Below are 14855 nucleotides of genomic sequence, written 5' to 3' on the forward strand. Positions count from 1 at the left end.
GCGCGGTGGCGCGGACGTCCGCGCCACCGCGCCCGGCGGGGAGGACGAGGTCAGCCGGCGCTCGGGGCGAGGTCGGGGGCGCGTTCCAGGTCACCGGTCTCGCGGTCGGCCAGCGCCCGGCGGCCGAAGAAGATCACATAACCGAGGAAGAGGGCCTCGGCGACCACCCCGATGCCGATCCGGACCCAGGTGGGCAGCCCCGAGGGCGTGACCAGGCCCTCGATCAGCCCGGAGACGAACAGCACCACGACCAGGCCAAGCGCCACGCTCATCACGGCCCTGCCCTGTTCGGCCAGGGCCTCCAGGCGCCCGCGCGGGCCCGGGTCCACGACCGTCCAGCCCAGGCGCATGCCGGCGGCCGCGGCCAGGAACACCGCGGTCAGCTCCAGCAGGCCGTGCGGGGTGATCAGGCCGAAGAAGACGTCGAGCCTGTCGCGCGAGCCCATCAGCCCGGCCGAGACCGCCACGTTCAGGGCGTTCTCCCAGAGGACGTACGGGATCGGCAGGCCGAGCAGGACGGACATGACGATGACCTGCATCGACACCCAGGCGTTGTTGACCCAGACCTGCCCGGCGAACGAGGCCGCCGGGTTCTCCGAGTAGTAGTCGGCGAAGTCGTGCTCGACGAGCCGCGTGATCTGCTCGGGCGTCGCGATCGCCGACTGGACCGCGGGGTCCTTGGCCACCCAGACGGCGACGACCGTCGTGACCAGGAGGAACGCGGCCGAGGTGGCCGCCCACCAGTAGCGGGCCCGGTAGGCGACCACCGGGAAGGAGACCGTGAAGAAGCGGGCGAGCTCCCGCCAGGCGGGGGTGTGCGCCCCGGTCACGGCCGAGCGGGCACGGGCCACCAGCGCCGACAGGCGGCCCACCAGGATCGGGTCGGCCGAGGTGGAGCGGACCTGCGACAGGTGCGTGGCCACCCGCTGGTAGAGGTCGACCAGTTCGTCGACCTCGGCGCCGCTCAGCGACCTGCGCCGCCGGATCAGCGCCTCCAGGCGGTCCCAGGCGGGCCGGTGCGCGGTGACGAACGCGTCGATGTCCACTCCGGCAGCCTATCCAGTCGGCGGTAGGGTGCTGGTTGTGTCCGATGTCGTGACCGGCGAGGCCGTGGTCCTAGAGGTACGTGTCGCCCTGCCCCCGAGCAGGGCAGCGGCGCTCATGATCGACATGGCCGTCCAGATCGCGACGTTGCTGGGCGTCTCCCTGCTGGTCGGCAGCCTGGGCCTGCTGAGCGACCCGGCCCTGACCACGATGGTCTACCTCTCGCTCAGCGTGCTGGTGATCGTCGGCTACCCGGTGATCTTCGAGACGCTCACCCGTGGGCGCAGCCTGGGCAAGCTCGCCCTGGGACTGCGGGTGGTCAGCGACGACGGCGGCCCGGAACGGTTCCGGCAGGCCCTGTTCCGCGGGCTGGCCGGCGTGCTGGAGTTCTGGATCCTCACCGGCGCCCCCGCGCTGATCAGTTCGCTGATCTCGGAGCGGGGCAAGAGGCTCGGTGACATCTTCGCCGGCACCATGGTGATCTCCGAGCGCGCTCCCCGGCAGTACGGGCCGATGCTGTACATGCCCCCGCCGCTGGCCGCGTGGGCGGCGACGCTGGAGCTGTCGCGGCTGCCCGAGCAGGTCGCCGCCACCGCGCGCCAGTACCTCCTGCGCTGGCACGACCTGTCACCCGCCGTCCAGCACGAGATGGGTGTGCGCATCGCCACCGAGATGTCGGCCTTCGTCTCCCCGCCCGCGCCGCCCGGCGCGCCGCCGTTCGCCTACCTGACCGCCGTCCTGGCCGAACGCCGGCGCCGCGAGCAGCTCCGCCTCGCGAGGAGCACCGGCGCGTACCCGCCCGGCGGTCCCTCGCCCGTCGGCGGGTACCCGCCCGGCGATCCCCCGCCCGTCTGGGGGTACCCGCCCGGCGGTCCCCCGCCCCGGCCCGCTCATCCGCCGGCCGCCTCCGGGCCGGCCCAGGACGGTTTCGCTCCTCCGGTCTGACCTTCCCGCCGTCGCCGTCGCCGCCGCCGTCGCCGCCGTCACGCCGCCGCCGGTCAGCGGGCCAGCGCCTCGCGGGCCGCGGCGAGCGCCTCCTCGGTGGAGGCCCCGGCCTGCCGGGCGGCCCTGGCGAACTCCTCGGCCGCCGCGGCGAGCCTCAGGCGGAGCCCGTCGGCCTGCCCGGTGATGACGGCCGCCCGGCCTCGGCGCAGCTCCACCAGCCCCTCCTCGCGTAGCTGCTGGTAGCCGCGCAGGACGGTGTGCAGGTTGATGTCCAGGGCCGCGGCCACGGTCCGCGCCGAGGGCAGCCGGTCCCCGGGCGCCGCCCTGCCGTCGGCCAGCGCGACGCGGACCGAGTCGGCCACCTGGTCGGCGAGCGGCTGGGCCGACGAGGGGTCAACCGTGATCAACATTCTGCCGTTCCCGCCTGTCGTTGCCTGCGCAGCTCTCCGTTGACCAGGGCAGCCGCGTCCCGCGCCTCGCGCGTGGAGTAGACGAACCACCGGTCGTCGGCCAGGGACAGGACGAGCACCGGGCCCTTCCCGCTGACGACACCCCACCCCGCCGCGCTGTCGCCCAGCACGTACCGCCCGGGAGGGGGCCCGTCGGCGGGCTCGCCCCCGGCCGGCCCCTCACGCCGGCGGGGAGGCTCGTTCCTGGCCTCGGCGAACCGTATCAGCGCGTACGGCACGGTACGGCTCAGGAAGGGCACCCAGGGGACCCGCAGGGTCACCCCCGAGGCGTCGATCTGCAGGCGGGTACGCGCCTGTGCCGCCACGAAGACCGCCGTCCCGGCGAGCAGGACCACGCGCTGCCACTCGTAGTCGGCCCACAGGACAGCGGTCAGCGCGGTGACCGTCGCCACCGCCGTGGCGAGCAGCAGGTTCCGGACCGACCAGGACGAGGCGGTGAACAGGGCACGCTGCCGCGGGCCGAGCGCCATGGCGGGCGCGTGCGGCGGTGGTGCGGCGGTCACCTCGGGCGGCCGCGGTGACGGACCGGCCGCCCTCCAGCCCAGCGCGAACGCCCCGGCTCCCGCGGCGATCTCCACCGCAAGGTACCACGGCGGCCGGCCCGCGGAGCTCGTGGAGCCCGCGGCCACGACCGGCGCGAGCATCGACAGCACGCCCGCCGCCGGAACGGTCAGGCCCATGGCGAAGCCGGTGGCGACCAGTACCCGCTGGACCCGGGGCAGGCGCCAGTAGTACAGGAACGAGACGACGAGGAACGCCTCGAACCACACCATCATCCCGAAGGCCGGCTGGGCGGACACGTCCCGCCAGGTGAACTCGTACCGGGGGTCGACCGGCCAGCCGGCGGAGAGAACGCGGCCGGGGTCGTCGTCGTACAGCCTGGCCACGGCCAGCGAGACGGTCAGGAGGAGCACCGGGCCGAGGATCGTCAGGATCAACCGGCGCGTCCGTCCCGGCGCGGCGTGATCGGCGTGGCGAGGAGCCACAGCGGACAAGGACATGATTCCACCTCCAACTGTTTGTATTAGACTATAACAGTCTAAACAGTTGAGGAGGAAGGGCCCCGGACCTCCGGAACCGGACCGGAGCGGGGTGCGGCGAGGCGGGACGCGGGGGCGCCCGCCACGCCGAGACGCCCCGGCCGTCGGTGGCCGGGGCGTCTCGTTCACGGTGGGACGGGCCCCTCGTCGCACGTCCCCCGCGGGGCGTCAGGGAGAACGGCGGCCCGCCGGGCGGTCAGCGCCGGCGCTCGGGAAGGGAGCCCTGGGTCTGCACGTTCAGCCGGTCCGTGCGGACCCGCCTGGCCGGGTCGGTCCGGCGGTCGTCGATCCGCAGGACGTCCAGCCCCCGGCGGTAGTCGCTCGCGTAGACGTGACCGTTGTAGTAATAGGCCGACCAGATGCCGCCCCCCTTCCCGTCGGGCTCGGGGCCGCGCTCGAAGTAGCCGAACTCCCTCGGGTCGGCCGGGTCGGTGAAGTCCACGAAGGAGACGCCACCCTGGTACCAGGCCTGGACCATGATGTCCTTGCCCTTGACCGGGATCAGCGAGCCGTTGTGCGCGACACAGTTCTCCGAGCTGGCCTGGTGGCGAGGGATCTTGAAGTAGCTTTTGAAGACGAGCCGGCCCTTGACGATCTCGTAGACGGCGTCGGCCCCCTGGGTCGGCCTGGTGCTCTCGTTGCAGGTGGCCGTGCTCCCGCCGCCGAGCTCGTCGGCGAAGACGACCTTGTTCCCCCGGTTGTCGAAGGTCGCCGAGTGCCAGAAGGCGAAGTTCGGGTCGGTGACGCTGGCGGTGAGCACCGGCCGCTCCCGGTCGGAGATGTCGAACAGGACGCCGTCACCCAGGCAGGCCCCGGCCGCGATGTCCTTCTCCGGGTAGACGGTGATGTCGTGGCACCCGCTGGTTGGCATGAACAGGCTCGACTGCGTCGCGTTGCCGCCCTTGGGGAAGACGACCGGGGTGGACACCACGGCCGCGTCCACGGGACTGCGCAGCGGCACCTTGATGACCGAGATCTTGTCGTGCGGCGGCGTGCAGCCGGGCAACGAGGCGCTCGGGTCGTAGGAGGAGACGTACAGGTAGACGTTCTCACGGTCCTTGCCCTTGGGCGGGACCAGGGTCAGCGTGTGCGCGCCGCAGTCGGTCCTGACCGACTGGATGTACCTGGGGTTGCTCTTGTCGCCGACGTCGAAGATCCGTACACCCTCCCACGACTCCTTGGCACCGGGACTCAGGGCGGTACTGGCGCAGGAGTCGTTGCTGCGGGGTTCGTCGACCGCGGTGAACAGCAGGTTGCCGTGGACGGCGACGTCCATCTGGTACCCCGGGCACAGGACGCCGCTGACCAGCTTGGCCCGCGCGGGGTTCTTGATGTCGTAGATCGAGAAGCCGCCGTAGTTGCCGACATAGGCGTGGTCGTCCTGGAAGGCGATGTCGCTGTTGGTGGTGGCCCCGAGACCGGGGAGCTTGGGCAGGGTGCCCAGGTGCTTCACGTTGGCGCTGGTCGCGACCTTGCCGGGCGGGGGGATGTCATCGGCCCGCGCGGGAGTCGCGGGCACCGGCATGGCGACGGCCACCGCCACCGCCGCCGTCCACACCACCGGCACCGATGTCCGTAAGGCTCTTCGAGGAGCGAACACGAGGACGCCTCCCGCGGACGGAGATGAGTTATATGTGAGATAACACGCGACATTCTTGACATCAAGCATTGACGCGATGTCACTTTGTCACAATAAAATGCTATTTCAGGTCTTTACGCTTCATCATGTGAACAGTACTTTCATAGGCTTTCGCGCGCCGACGGGGAGGGGATCGGGGGCGCGCCCGCCCCGGAGACGGCGACCGCCGGGCACTCCGTCGAGCGCCCGGCGGCCGTCGTGCCGTCCGTCGGAGATCAGTGGTGGCCGTGTCCCCAGCCCCAGCCCCAGCCCTCGCGGTAGGAGGCCTGGGTCTGCGCGTTCAGGATGTCGAACTTGACCTTCGACGCCTTGTCCGTACGCCGGTCGTTGATCTTCAACACGTCGAGGCCGAGGTTGAAGTCACTGCCGTAGATGTAACCGTTGTAGTAGTACGCGGACCAGAAGCCGCCGCTGAGCGGAGGAGCGGTCTCGTCGGGGCCGCGCTCGAAGAACGCGATCTCCTTCGGGTTGGCCGAGTCGGTGAAGTCCACGACCGAGATGCCGCCCTGGTACCAGGCCTGGACCATGATGTCCTTGCCCTTGACCGGGATCAGCGAGCCGTTGTGCGCGACGCAGTTCTCCGTGTCGGCCTGGTGACGGGCGATCTTGAAGTAGCTCTTGAAGACGAACTGCCCCCTCTTGATGTCGAAGTAGGCGTTGGCGCCCCGGTTCGGGCCGATGGCCTCGTTGCAGGTGGCCCTGCTGCCGCCGCCGAGCTCGTCGGTGAAGATCACCTTGGTGCCCTCGTTGTTGAAGGTCGCCGAGTGCCAGAACGCGAAGTTCTGGTCGTCCCGGACCGTCGCGGTGACCTTCGGCTCGAGCGGCTTGGAGATGTCCATCAGGATGCCCTCGCCCATGCAGGCGCCGGCGGCGATGCCCTTCTCCGGGTAGGCGGTGATGTCGTGGCAGCCGCTCGTCGCCGAGGTGCCCTCCGGGTACGGCAGCCCGTCACCGGGGTTGCCGCCGTCCGGGAAGAGCACCGGGGTGGCCGCCACCGCGGCGGAGGCCGGGTCGCGCAGCGGCACCTTGATGATCGAGATCTTGTCGTGCGGCGGCTGGCAGTCCGGGAACGAGGCGCTCGGCCGGTACGAGGAGACGTACACGTAGACGTTCTTGCGGTCCCTGCCCTTGCCCGGGACCAGGGTCAGCGTGTGCGAGCCGCAGTTGGTCTCGACCGCCTTGATGTACTTGGGGTTCTTCTTGTCGCTGATGTCGAAGATCCGCACGCCCTCCCACGACTCCTTGATGTCGGCGCCCTGGCCGACGCTCTCGCAGGAGTCGTTGTTGCGGGGGGAGTCGACCGCGCCGAAGAGCAGGTTGCCGTAGACCGCCACGTCCATCTGGCCGCCGGGGCAGACCACCGAGCTGACCAGCGAGGTCTTCTTCGGCTTCCTGATGTCGTAGATCGAGAAGCCGGAGTAGTTGCCGACGTAGGCGTAGTCGCCCTGGAACGCCATGTCGGTGTGGATGTCGGCCAGCTCGCCGGGCTTGGGGACGTTGAGGACGTGCTCGATGTTCTCGCTCTTGGCGATCTCACCGGGCGCCGGGATGTCTGCGGCCTGCGCGGGTAGGGCGGCCATGGCCGTCGCGACGGCGATACCCGCCGCGACCAGGAATCGGCCGGTCAGGCCTTTCCTGAAGAGGGTGGACACTCGTGGACCTCCTTGGTACATGCACCAATAAAAGGAGCATAAAGGCCAAATACTCCACCTTCGCGACTCGCGCGACAAGTTGTCATAGTGTTAGCAACTGCTGTCGAAATAAGCTCTTTACGGGCAGACCATCGGGGGGTTACGGTCCTTCATCACTGGACACCACCAGAAGGAGGCCGGGTGCGCGCCGCGCTCGTCGTCGTGATCGCCGCACTCTCCCTGGTCGCGTGCACGTCGGAGGCCGATCCGCCCGCGACCTCCGGGGCCTCGGCACCGGTGATCGTCCCGGGCCGGCCCGGCGAGCCCGCCAGGACCGTCGCCCCCGACGTGGCGGCCACGCTCGTGCCCACCGCCACCGCCAACGCCGCCGACGTGACGTACGTGCAGGACATGGTGGTCCACCACCGTCAGGCCCTGGAGATGGCCTCCCTGGCCCCGACCCGGGGCGAGCACGTCCGGCTGAAGAGCCTGGCCTCGCGCATCGCGGACTCGCAGGGACCGGAGATCCAGTTCATGATCTCCTGGCTCCAGCAGCAGGGGCTGCGCGCCCCCGCGCACCACGCCCGGCACGGCTCCATGCCCGGAATGGCCACCCCGGAGCAGTTGGCGGCGCTCAGGGCCGCCTCGGGCAAGGAGTTCGACCGGCTCTTCATCAAGCTCATGACCGCCCACCACCTGGGCGCGCTCACCATGTCCGAGAAGGTGCTGGTCTCCGGCGCGCACCAGCGGGTCGAGGAGCTGGCCAACGACGTCTCGGTCGGCCAGGCCGCCGAGATCCGCAGGATGCGCGAGATGGAGGCCGAACTCTGAGCCGGGCGCGCCCGCGGAGAGGCCGGGCGCGACCGGAGAGGAGCCGGGCGCGGCCACGGTGAGCCGGCAGCGGCCGCGCGGGCCGGGACGGCCGCGGGGGGGAGCGGTTACGAGCCGAGCCGCCAGGAGTGCAGGTACTCCTCCTGGTCGGGGGTGAGCTCGTCCACCTCGATGCCCGCGGCGGCCAGCTTCAGGCGTGCCACCTCCACGTCCACGTCCTCGGGCACGTCGTACACGCCGGGCGCGAGCCGCGCCCGCTCGCGGGCCAGCCAGGCCACCGAGAGCGCCTGCGCGGAGAAGGACATGTCCATCACGGCGGCCGGATGGCCCTCCGCGGCGCTCAGGTTCACCAGGCGGCCCTCGGCCAGCAGCAGGATCCTGCGGCCGTCGGCGAGGACGTACTCGTCGGTGCTGGGACGCACCCCGCGGTGGACGGCGTGCGCCAGGTCGTCCAGGGCGCGGACGTCGATCTCGACGTCGAAGTGACCCGCGTTGGCCAGGATCGCGCCGTCCTTCATCCGGGCCAGGTGCTCGCCCCCGATGACGTCGCGGTTACCGGTGACCGTGACGAAGACGTCGCCGATCTCGGCGGCGGCGGCCATCGACCGCACGTCGTAGCCCTGGAGCAGGGCGTCCACCGCCTTGACCGGGTCGACCTCGGTCACCACGACCCGCGCCCCCAGCCCCCTGGCCCGCTCGGCGACGCCCCGGCCGCAGTAGCCGAACCCGGCGACCACCACGATCTTCCCCGCCAGCAGCGTGTTGGTGGCGCGCATGATGCCGTCCATCGTCGACTGGCCGGTGCCGTAGCGGTTGTCGAACATCCGCTTCGTCCGGGTGTCGTTGACGGCCACCACGGGAAACCTCAGGGCGTTCTCCGCGGCCATCTGGCGGAGCCTGATGATCCCGGTGGTGGTCTCCTCACACCCTCCCGAGACCCCGTCCAGCAGCTCGGTCCGCTCGGTGTGCAGGATGTTGACCAGGTCGCAGCCGTCGTCCAGCACGATGTCGGGACGCAGGTCGAGCGCCTGGTGGATGTGGCCGTAGTAGGCCTCCCGGGTCACCCCGGCCTGCGCGTGCACGACGAGCCCGTAGTCGCGCAGCGCCTCGGCCACGTCGTCCTGGGTGGACAGGGGGTTGGAGGCGGCCAGGGCGATCTCGGCCCCGCCGGCCCGGAGCGTGCCCATGAGCACGGCGGTCTCGGCGGTGACGTGCAGGCAGGCCGCGATCCGCAGGCCCTCCAGGGGCCTCTCGGCGGCGAACCGCTCGCCGAGGGCGTTGAGCACCGGCATCGCCCGCGCCGCCCACCCGATTCTCCGCTCGCCCGCGGCCACCAGGTCGCTGTCCACGTCTCTCCCCCGCTCACCCGGACGGGCCCCCGCGACGTCGCGGGGGCCCGGTGGAACGTACCTAGACGTACCGTCGGTATCAGTAACGGTAGTGGTCGGCCTTGTACGGGCCCTCGACGTCCACGCCGATGTACTCGGCCTGGGCCTTGGTGAGCTTGGTGAGCTTCACGCCCAGGGCGTCCAGGTGCAGGCGGGCGACCTTCTCGTCCAGGTGCTTGGGCAGCACGTAGACGCCGATCGGGTAGTCGTCCGTCTTGGTGAACAGCTCGATCTGCGCGATCACCTGGTTGGTGAAGGAGTTCGACATCACGAACGAGGGGTGGCCGGTGGCGCAGCCCAGGTTCATCAGGCGGCCCTCGGCGAGCACGATGATCTGCTTGCCGTCGGGGAAGCGCCAGGTGTGGACCTGCGGCTTGACCTCGGTCTTCTCGATGCCCGGGATCCTGGCCAGGCCGGCCATGTCGATCTCGTTGTCGAAGTGGCCGATGTTGGACACGATGGCGTTGTGCTTCATCCGGGCCATGTGGTCGGCCGTGATGATGTCGAAGTTGCCGGTCGTGGTGACGAAGATGTCGACGATGCCGACGACCTCCTCCAGCGTGGTGACCTGGTAGCCGTCCATGGCCGCCTGGAGCGCGCAGATCGGGTCGACCTCGGTGACGATGACGCGGGCGCCCTGGCCCCTGAGCGCGTCGGCGCAGCCCTTGCCGACGTCGCCGTACCCGGCGACGAGCGCCACCTTGCCGCCGATCAGCACGTCGGTGGCGCGGTTGAGACCGTCGATCACCGAGTGGCGGCAGCCGTACTTGTTGTCGAACTTGGACTTGGTGACCGAGTCGTTGACGTTGATCGCCGGGAAGAGCAGCGTGCCGTTCTTGAACATCTCGTACAGGCGGTGGACGCCGGTCGTGGTCTCCTCGGTGACACCCTTGATGCCCGCGGCGACCTTGGTCCAGTGGCCCTCGGGGGTGACCGTGCGGCGGAGCAGCTCCAGGATGATGCCCCACTCCTCGGGGTCGTCCTCGGAGGCGCTGGGCACGGCGCCGGCCTTCTCGTACTCGGCGCCCTTGTGGACGAGCAGGGTGGCGTCGCCGCCGTCGTCGAGGATCATGTTGGGGCCACCGCCGCCGGGCCACGCCAGGGCCTGCTCGGTGCACCACCAGTACTCCTCCAGGGTCTCGCCCTTCCAGGCGAAGACCGGGACGCCCCTGGGGTCCTCCGGAGTGCCCTCGGGCCCGACCACCACGGCGGCGGCGGCGTGGTCCTGGGTGGAGAAGATGTTGCAGCTCACCCAGCGGACGTCGGCGCCGAGCGCGACCAGGGTCTCGATCAGCACGGCGGTCTGGATGGTCATGTGCAGGGAGCCCATGATCTTCGCTCCGGCGAGCGGCCGGGCCGCGGCGTACTCCTCGCGGACGGCCATCAGGCCGGGCATCTCGTGCTCCGCCAGCTGGATCTCCTTACGGCCGAAAGCCGCGAGGGAAAGGTCGGCGACCTTGAAATCCATGTGTGGTTACTCCTCTGATTGATGGGCGGTGTGCGCCTCGCGCCCGCGCCTGTCGCTCTCGTCCCGCGACCGGCCTCGCTCTCAGGCCCGCCTCCCCGGCTCACCGCTCCACCGGAAAGTCGACGCTTGCGAGTTTAGGCGGACGGAACGACCCCGCGCACCCTTTGAGGGGTTAACCTGACACAAGAATGTAAGGTTCCTTGGAGAGGGGTCACCGATGCGGATCACCGAGGCCGCCAGAAGGCTCGGGATGTCCCCGCGGATGCTCCGCTACCGCGAGGCGCTCGGCCTGCTGCCCCCGATCAGGAACCAGGGCGCGCACCGCCGGTTCGGCCCCGAGGAGCTCGCGGCCGTCGCCCAGAGCCTCGACCTGGAGAGGCGGTTCGACGTCTCCCCCGCCGAGCTGGCGTTCGCGCTGCGCGTGCTGAGCGAACCCGCGGTCGCCCAGGCCGTACGGGACCTGGGGCTGCGGATCGGCCGCCTGCAGGCTCCTCGCAGGGCCCTGGACTTCGAGAAGGAGAAGGCCCTTCGCCTGCTCCAGGGCGGCCCCGGGGGCCGCCCGCAGGGTCAAAGGCCTCAGGGCCGCCCGTGAGAAACGCCTCAGGGCCGCCCCCTGAGGGGGCGGCCCTGAGGCGACCGGCGTGGAAGGCCCCGGACAGGGCCGCCGGGAAGGCCTCGTGAGAAGCCGTCGCGGGCGGGCCGTCCGGGAGGAGGGATCAGACCGTGCCGGAGGGGGCCGTCCCCGGCGTGGGAGCGGGGGCGGCGTCGGACCTGTACAGGTCGGGCTCCAGGTAGATGACCCGGGCCGTCGGGACGGCGGCGCGGATACGCTGCTCGGCCTCGTCGATGCCCCGGGCCACCTCCGCGGCCGTGTCGTCGTGGTCGACCGCGATCTTGGCCGCGACCAGGACCTCCTCGGGGCCCAGGTGCAGCGTGCGCATGTGGATGACCCGGGTCACCTCGGGGGCGCTCTCCAGCGCCTGCATGATGGCGACCTCGACCTCCGGGCCCGCGCCCTCGCCGAGCAGCAGCGACTTGGTCTCGATCGCCAGGATGATGGCGATGACCGCGAGCAGCACGCCGATCATGATGGTGCCGACGCCGTCCCAGATCGGGTTGCCGGTCACCACGGCCATCGTCACGCCGAAGAGCGCGAAGATCAGGCCCAGCAGCGCGCCGAGGTCCTCCAGCACGATGACCGGCAGCTCGGGCGACTTGGAGCGGCGGATGAACTGCACCCACGACTGGTTGCCCCGGACGTGGTTGGACTCGATGATCGCCGTCCTGAACGAGAACGACTCGGCGACGATCGCGAAGATCAGCACGCCGAAGGCCCACTGCGGGGAGGTGAGCTCCTCGGGGTGCTGGAGCTTGTGGATCCCCTCGTAGAGGGAGAACACCGCGCCGATGGTGAACAGCACCACCGCCACCACGAACGCGTAGAAGTAGCGCTCCCGGCCGTACCCGAAGGGGTGCTGGGGCGTGCGTTCGCGCTGCGCGCGCTTGCCGCCCAGCAGCAGAAGGGCCTGGTTTCCCGAGTCGGCCACCGAGTGGACCGATTCGGCGATCATCGATGACGAACCGGTGAACAGGAACGCCACGAATTTGGCCACGGCGATCGCCAGGTTGGCGGCCAACGCCGCGATGATTGCCTTAGTACCGCCGCCCGCGCTCACGGCAGCCTCCGCTCAGCTCGTATGGTCGAAGGACGAGACAGGAATCCTATGGGGAAATTCTCGCCCTGAGTTCGTTCATGACCGACACAGGGGTCGGGTCGAGCCCGTACCCGAGTGCGAGGTATGTACTCGCGAAATCTCCGAGCGCGATCAGCGTGGCCAGCCGCTCCAGCGGATGCAGCCCCTCCGCGGCGATCTGGGTGACCCCGACGCCGCGTCCCTCGGCCAGCCGGACCGACGCCTCCCTGCGCCGCAGGAGGACGGTGTCCTCCTCCACGTCGCGCAGCAGGAAGAGCCGGAGCGACCTCGTGCTCTCGTCGGCGAAGATGTCACGCTGGGCCAGCGGACCCTCCAGCGCGGCGACCTGGTTGTGCCCGGCCTCCGACAGCTCCCCCCAGATCGCCGGGTACCTGCCGGTCGCGCCGAACTGGGACGCCCACCGGTGGGCCGCGACGGTCGCCACGGGCGAGCAGCCCCAGATCATCGGCACGCTCTCGGCGACGTCCATGGCCAGGGACTTGCCGGGGTTGACGAAGGACTCGCTCGCCGGACGGCAGCGGTTGGCCAGGTCCTCCAGCCTCCCGGCGACCCCCTCGAAGATCTCCTCCCCCGCCTCGACCAGTCCGAGCCCGGCCGCGACGACCACCAGGGGGACCGCCAGCGCCCACAGCGCCGCACGCGGCCTGGAGCCCTCGGCGACGGGCACGAACGGCGCCCCGGCCTGCCGGGCGATCGCCTGGAGCGGCGAGCCGGCCCCGCCGACGGCGAGCAGCCGGCATCCCCGGCGGACGGCCTCGCCGGCCGCCGCGAGCGTCTCCTCGGTCCTGCCGGAGCGGGAGACGGCGATCACGAGGTCGGTCGCGCCGATCCAGCCCGGGAGCCGGTGGGACCTGACGGTCAGGATCGGCAGCGGGGCGCCGGGGCCGCACACCACGTTCAGGACGTCGCCGGCGGTGCCCGAACCCCCCATGCCCGCGACCACGATCGCCCGGGGGCGGCCCTGGCCGGTGATCGAGGACAGGTCCGCCTCCAGGGCGGCCCTGCGGGAGGTGCGGATCTGCGCGGCCGAGTCGGCCACGGCCCGCAGCATGCCCGAGGGGTCGCCCTCGGTCAGCCACGTCTGGTCGTCGAGCCGATCCGGCTCCCAGTTCACGACTTCCGGGCCTCGTCGACCAGCAGGACCGGGATGTCGTCCCGGACCGGGTAGACCAGGCCGCAGGAGGGGGAGGTGCACGACAGCTCGTCCACGGCGGGCTCGGCCCGCAGGGGGGACTTGCAGTTCGGGCAGGCCAGGATCTCCAGCAGCCAGTCGTCGATCTTCACGTGTTCAGCTCCTCACGAGGGCAAGGACCTCGTCCCTGATCGCTGCCATCTGGATCTCGTCGGCCGCTTCGGCGTTCAGCCGGAGCAGCGGCTCGGTGTTGGACGGACGGAGGTTGAACCACCATCCGGGGCCGGAGACGGTCAGTCCGTCCAGCTCGTCGAAGGTGACGCCGTCGCGGGAGGCGAACGCCTCGCGCACCCGCCCGGTCGCCGCCGCCTGGTCGGCGACCGTGCTGTTGATCTCTCCGGAGGCCGCGTAGCGGGCGTAGGCGGCCAGGATCTCCGACAGGGGCCGGTCCTGCTCGCCCAGCGCGGCCAGCACGTGCAGCGCGGCCAGCATGCCGGAGTCGGCGAACCAGAAGTCCCGGAAGTAGTAGTGGGCGGAGTGCTCGCCGCCGAAGACCGCGCCGGTCGCGGCCATCTCGGCCTTGATGAAGGAGTGGCCCACCCGGGTGCGGATCGGCCGGCCGCCGTGCTCGGCGACGATCTCCGGGACCCCCCGGGAGGTGATCAGGTTGTGGATGATCGCGGCTCCCGGGTGCCTGCCCAGCTCGCGGACCGCGACCAGCGCGGTGATCGTGGACGGGGAGACCGACTCGCCGCGCTCGTCCACGACCCAGCAGCGGTCGGCGTCGCCGTCGAAGGCCAGCCCGATGTCGGCGCCCACGTCGAGCACGGCCTTCTGCAGGTCGCGCAGGTTGTCCGGCTCGATGGGGTTGGCCTCGTGGTTGGGGAAGGTGCCGTCGAGCTCGAAGTACAGGGCGGTCAGCTCGACCGGCAGCCCGTCGAGGACCGTCGGGACCGTGTGCCCGCCCATCCCGTTGCCGGCGTCCACCACGACCCTCAGCGGCCGGATGCCCGACAGGTCGACCAGCGCGCGCAGGTACTCCGCGTAACCGGTGAGCAGGTCGCGCTCGGAGACCGTGCCGCCCCCTGGGCCGCCCGGGGAGCCGGAGGCGAGGATCTCGGCGGCCCGGTCGCGGATCTCGACGAGCCCGGTGGCGCCGCCGATCGGCACGGCGCCGGCCCTGCACATCTTCATGCCGTTGTAGCGGGCGGGGTTGTGGCTGGCGGTGAACATCACGCCGGGCAGGTCGAGGCTGCCGCTCGCGTAGTAGAGCATGTCGGTGGAGCCCAGGCCCGCGTTGATCACGTCCGCGCCCCGGGAGACGACCCCCCGGACGAAGGCCGCCGCCAGCGGGACCGAGGAGGCGCGCATGTCGTGCGCCACGACGGCGCTCCGGGCGCCCGTCACCTCGGCGAACGCCGCGCCCACGGCCTCGGCGGCCGCCTCGTCGAACTCGTCCGGCACGACGCCGCGAACGTCGTACGCCTTGAAGATCTTGGCGAGGTCGCCCACTCCAGCTCCACCCCTTGCGTCGTGTCCGGCGACCCCCAGC

Annotated in this window: 14 protein-coding genes; 3 read left to right on the top strand and 11 right to left on the bottom strand. The window is 71.0% G+C overall.

What is annotated here, in order from left to right; all coding sequences use genetic code 11:
• Nucleotides 1-50: 50 nt before the first annotated feature.
• Entirely contained in the window at nt 51-1046 is a 996-nt protein-coding gene (locus tag AB0G16_RS30825) for a stage II sporulation protein M (protein ID WP_362812831.1), read from the bottom strand.
• Nucleotides 1047-1083: 37 nt separating this feature from the next.
• Here AB0G16_RS30825 and AB0G16_RS30830 point away from each other — a divergent pair, with 37 nt between their 5' ends.
• Complete coding sequence (locus tag AB0G16_RS30830; RefSeq protein WP_362812834.1) at nt 1084-1989, top strand: RDD family protein; 906 nt, start codon at nt 1084-1086, stop codon at nt 1987-1989.
• A 53-nt stretch (nt 1990-2042) separates the two neighbouring features.
• Here AB0G16_RS30830 and AB0G16_RS30835 read toward each other — a convergent pair whose 3' ends face one another.
• From AB0G16_RS30835 to AB0G16_RS30850, 4 genes are all read right to left on the bottom strand, one after another.
• Nucleotides 2043-2399 (bottom strand): GntR family transcriptional regulator, encoded by a 357-nt coding sequence (locus tag AB0G16_RS30835; protein WP_362812837.1) that lies wholly within the window; start codon nt 2397-2399, stop codon nt 2043-2045.
• Nucleotides 2393-3460 (bottom strand): hypothetical protein, encoded by a 1068-nt coding sequence (locus tag AB0G16_RS30840; RefSeq protein WP_362812840.1) that lies wholly within the window; start codon nt 3458-3460, stop codon nt 2393-2395. The genes AB0G16_RS30835 and AB0G16_RS30840 overlap by 7 nt, the downstream gene beginning before the upstream one ends.
• 235 nt (nt 3461-3695) lie before the next feature.
• Nucleotides 3696-5066, bottom strand: coding sequence for a hypothetical protein (locus AB0G16_RS30845; RefSeq protein WP_362812843.1), 1371 nt, complete (start codon nt 5064-5066; stop codon nt 3696-3698).
• A 287-nt stretch (nt 5067-5353) separates the two neighbouring features.
• Nucleotides 5354-6718: a hypothetical protein gene (locus AB0G16_RS30850; RefSeq protein WP_362812938.1), complete on the bottom strand. Its 1365-nt coding sequence runs from the start codon at nt 6716-6718 to the stop codon at nt 5354-5356.
• Nucleotides 6719-6970: 252 nt separating this feature from the next.
• Between AB0G16_RS30850 and AB0G16_RS30855 the strand changes: the two genes are divergently transcribed.
• The gene (locus AB0G16_RS30855) at nt 6971-7600 is read left to right on the top strand and encodes a DUF305 domain-containing protein (RefSeq protein ID WP_362812846.1); all 630 of its coding nucleotides are present in this window, start codon (nt 6971-6973) and stop codon (nt 7598-7600) included.
• A 107-nt stretch (nt 7601-7707) separates the two neighbouring features.
• On the opposite strand, the gene AB0G16_RS30860 is transcribed toward AB0G16_RS30855, so the two are convergent.
• Both AB0G16_RS30860 and ahcY read right to left on the bottom strand, forming a co-directional pair.
• A complete protein-coding gene (locus tag AB0G16_RS30860) occupies nt 7708-8949 on the bottom strand; it encodes an adenosylhomocysteinase (protein WP_362812849.1) in 1242 nt (413 codons plus the stop codon).
• A gap of 79 nt (nt 8950-9028) precedes the next feature.
• Nucleotides 9029-10456, bottom strand: a complete 1428-nt coding sequence (gene ahcY / locus AB0G16_RS30865) for an adenosylhomocysteinase (protein WP_362812853.1) — start codon at nt 10454-10456, stop codon at nt 9029-9031.
• Between the two features lie 217 nt (nt 10457-10673).
• On the opposite strand from ahcY, the gene AB0G16_RS30870 reads away from it, so the two are divergent.
• Nucleotides 10674-11048: a MerR family transcriptional regulator gene (locus AB0G16_RS30870; protein ID WP_362812856.1), complete on the top strand. Its 375-nt coding sequence runs from the start codon at nt 10674-10676 to the stop codon at nt 11046-11048.
• Nucleotides 11049-11172: 124 nt separating this feature from the next.
• Here the strand turns inward: AB0G16_RS30870 and AB0G16_RS30875 are convergent, their stop codons facing one another.
• From AB0G16_RS30875 to AB0G16_RS30890, 4 genes are read right to left on the bottom strand one after another with little or no spacing between them, the layout of a single operon-like run.
• The gene (locus AB0G16_RS30875; protein WP_362812859.1) at nt 11173-12132 is read right to left on the bottom strand and encodes a cation diffusion facilitator family transporter; all 960 of its coding nucleotides are present in this window, start codon (nt 12130-12132) and stop codon (nt 11173-11175) included.
• A 46-nt stretch (nt 12133-12178) separates the two neighbouring features.
• Nucleotides 12179-13285 (bottom strand): SIS domain-containing protein, encoded by a 1107-nt coding sequence (locus AB0G16_RS30880; protein WP_362812862.1) that lies wholly within the window; start codon nt 13283-13285, stop codon nt 12179-12181.
• On the bottom strand, nt 13282-13455 hold the full coding sequence (locus tag AB0G16_RS30885) for a Trm112 family protein (protein WP_362812865.1): 174 nt from the start codon (nt 13453-13455) through the stop codon (nt 13282-13284). The genes AB0G16_RS30880 and AB0G16_RS30885 overlap by 4 nt, the downstream gene beginning before the upstream one ends.
• A 4-nt stretch (nt 13456-13459) precedes the next feature.
• The gene (locus AB0G16_RS30890; protein ID WP_362812868.1) at nt 13460-14815 is read right to left on the bottom strand and encodes a phosphomannomutase/phosphoglucomutase; all 1356 of its coding nucleotides are present in this window, start codon (nt 14813-14815) and stop codon (nt 13460-13462) included.
• Between the last annotated feature and the right edge of the window lie 40 nt (nt 14816-14855).

It is taken from the genome of Streptosporangium sp. NPDC023615, from assembly GCF_040640155.1.
GTDB lineage: Bacteria > Actinomycetota > Actinomycetes > Streptosporangiales > Streptosporangiaceae > Streptosporangium.

Excerpts from the sequence above, each read along its gene's own strand:
- AB0G16_RS30870 (WP_362812856.1), top strand. The coding sequence starts at position 10,674 with ATGCGGATCACCGAGGCCGCCAGAAGGCTCGGGATGTCCCCGCGGATG.
- AB0G16_RS30850 (WP_362812938.1), bottom strand. The coding sequence starts at position 6,718 with ATGGCCGCCCTACCCGCGCAGGCCGCAGACATCCCGGCGCCCGGTGAG.
- AB0G16_RS30835 (WP_362812837.1), bottom strand. The coding sequence starts at position 2,399 with ATGTTGATCACGGTTGACCCCTCGTCGGCCCAGCCGCTCGCCGACCAG.
- AB0G16_RS30840 (WP_362812840.1), bottom strand. The coding sequence starts at position 3,460 with ATGTCCTTGTCCGCTGTGGCTCCTCGCCACGCCGATCACGCCGCGCCG.
- ahcY (WP_362812853.1), bottom strand. The coding sequence starts at position 10,456 with ATGGATTTCAAGGTCGCCGACCTTTCCCTCGCGGCTTTCGGCCGTAAG.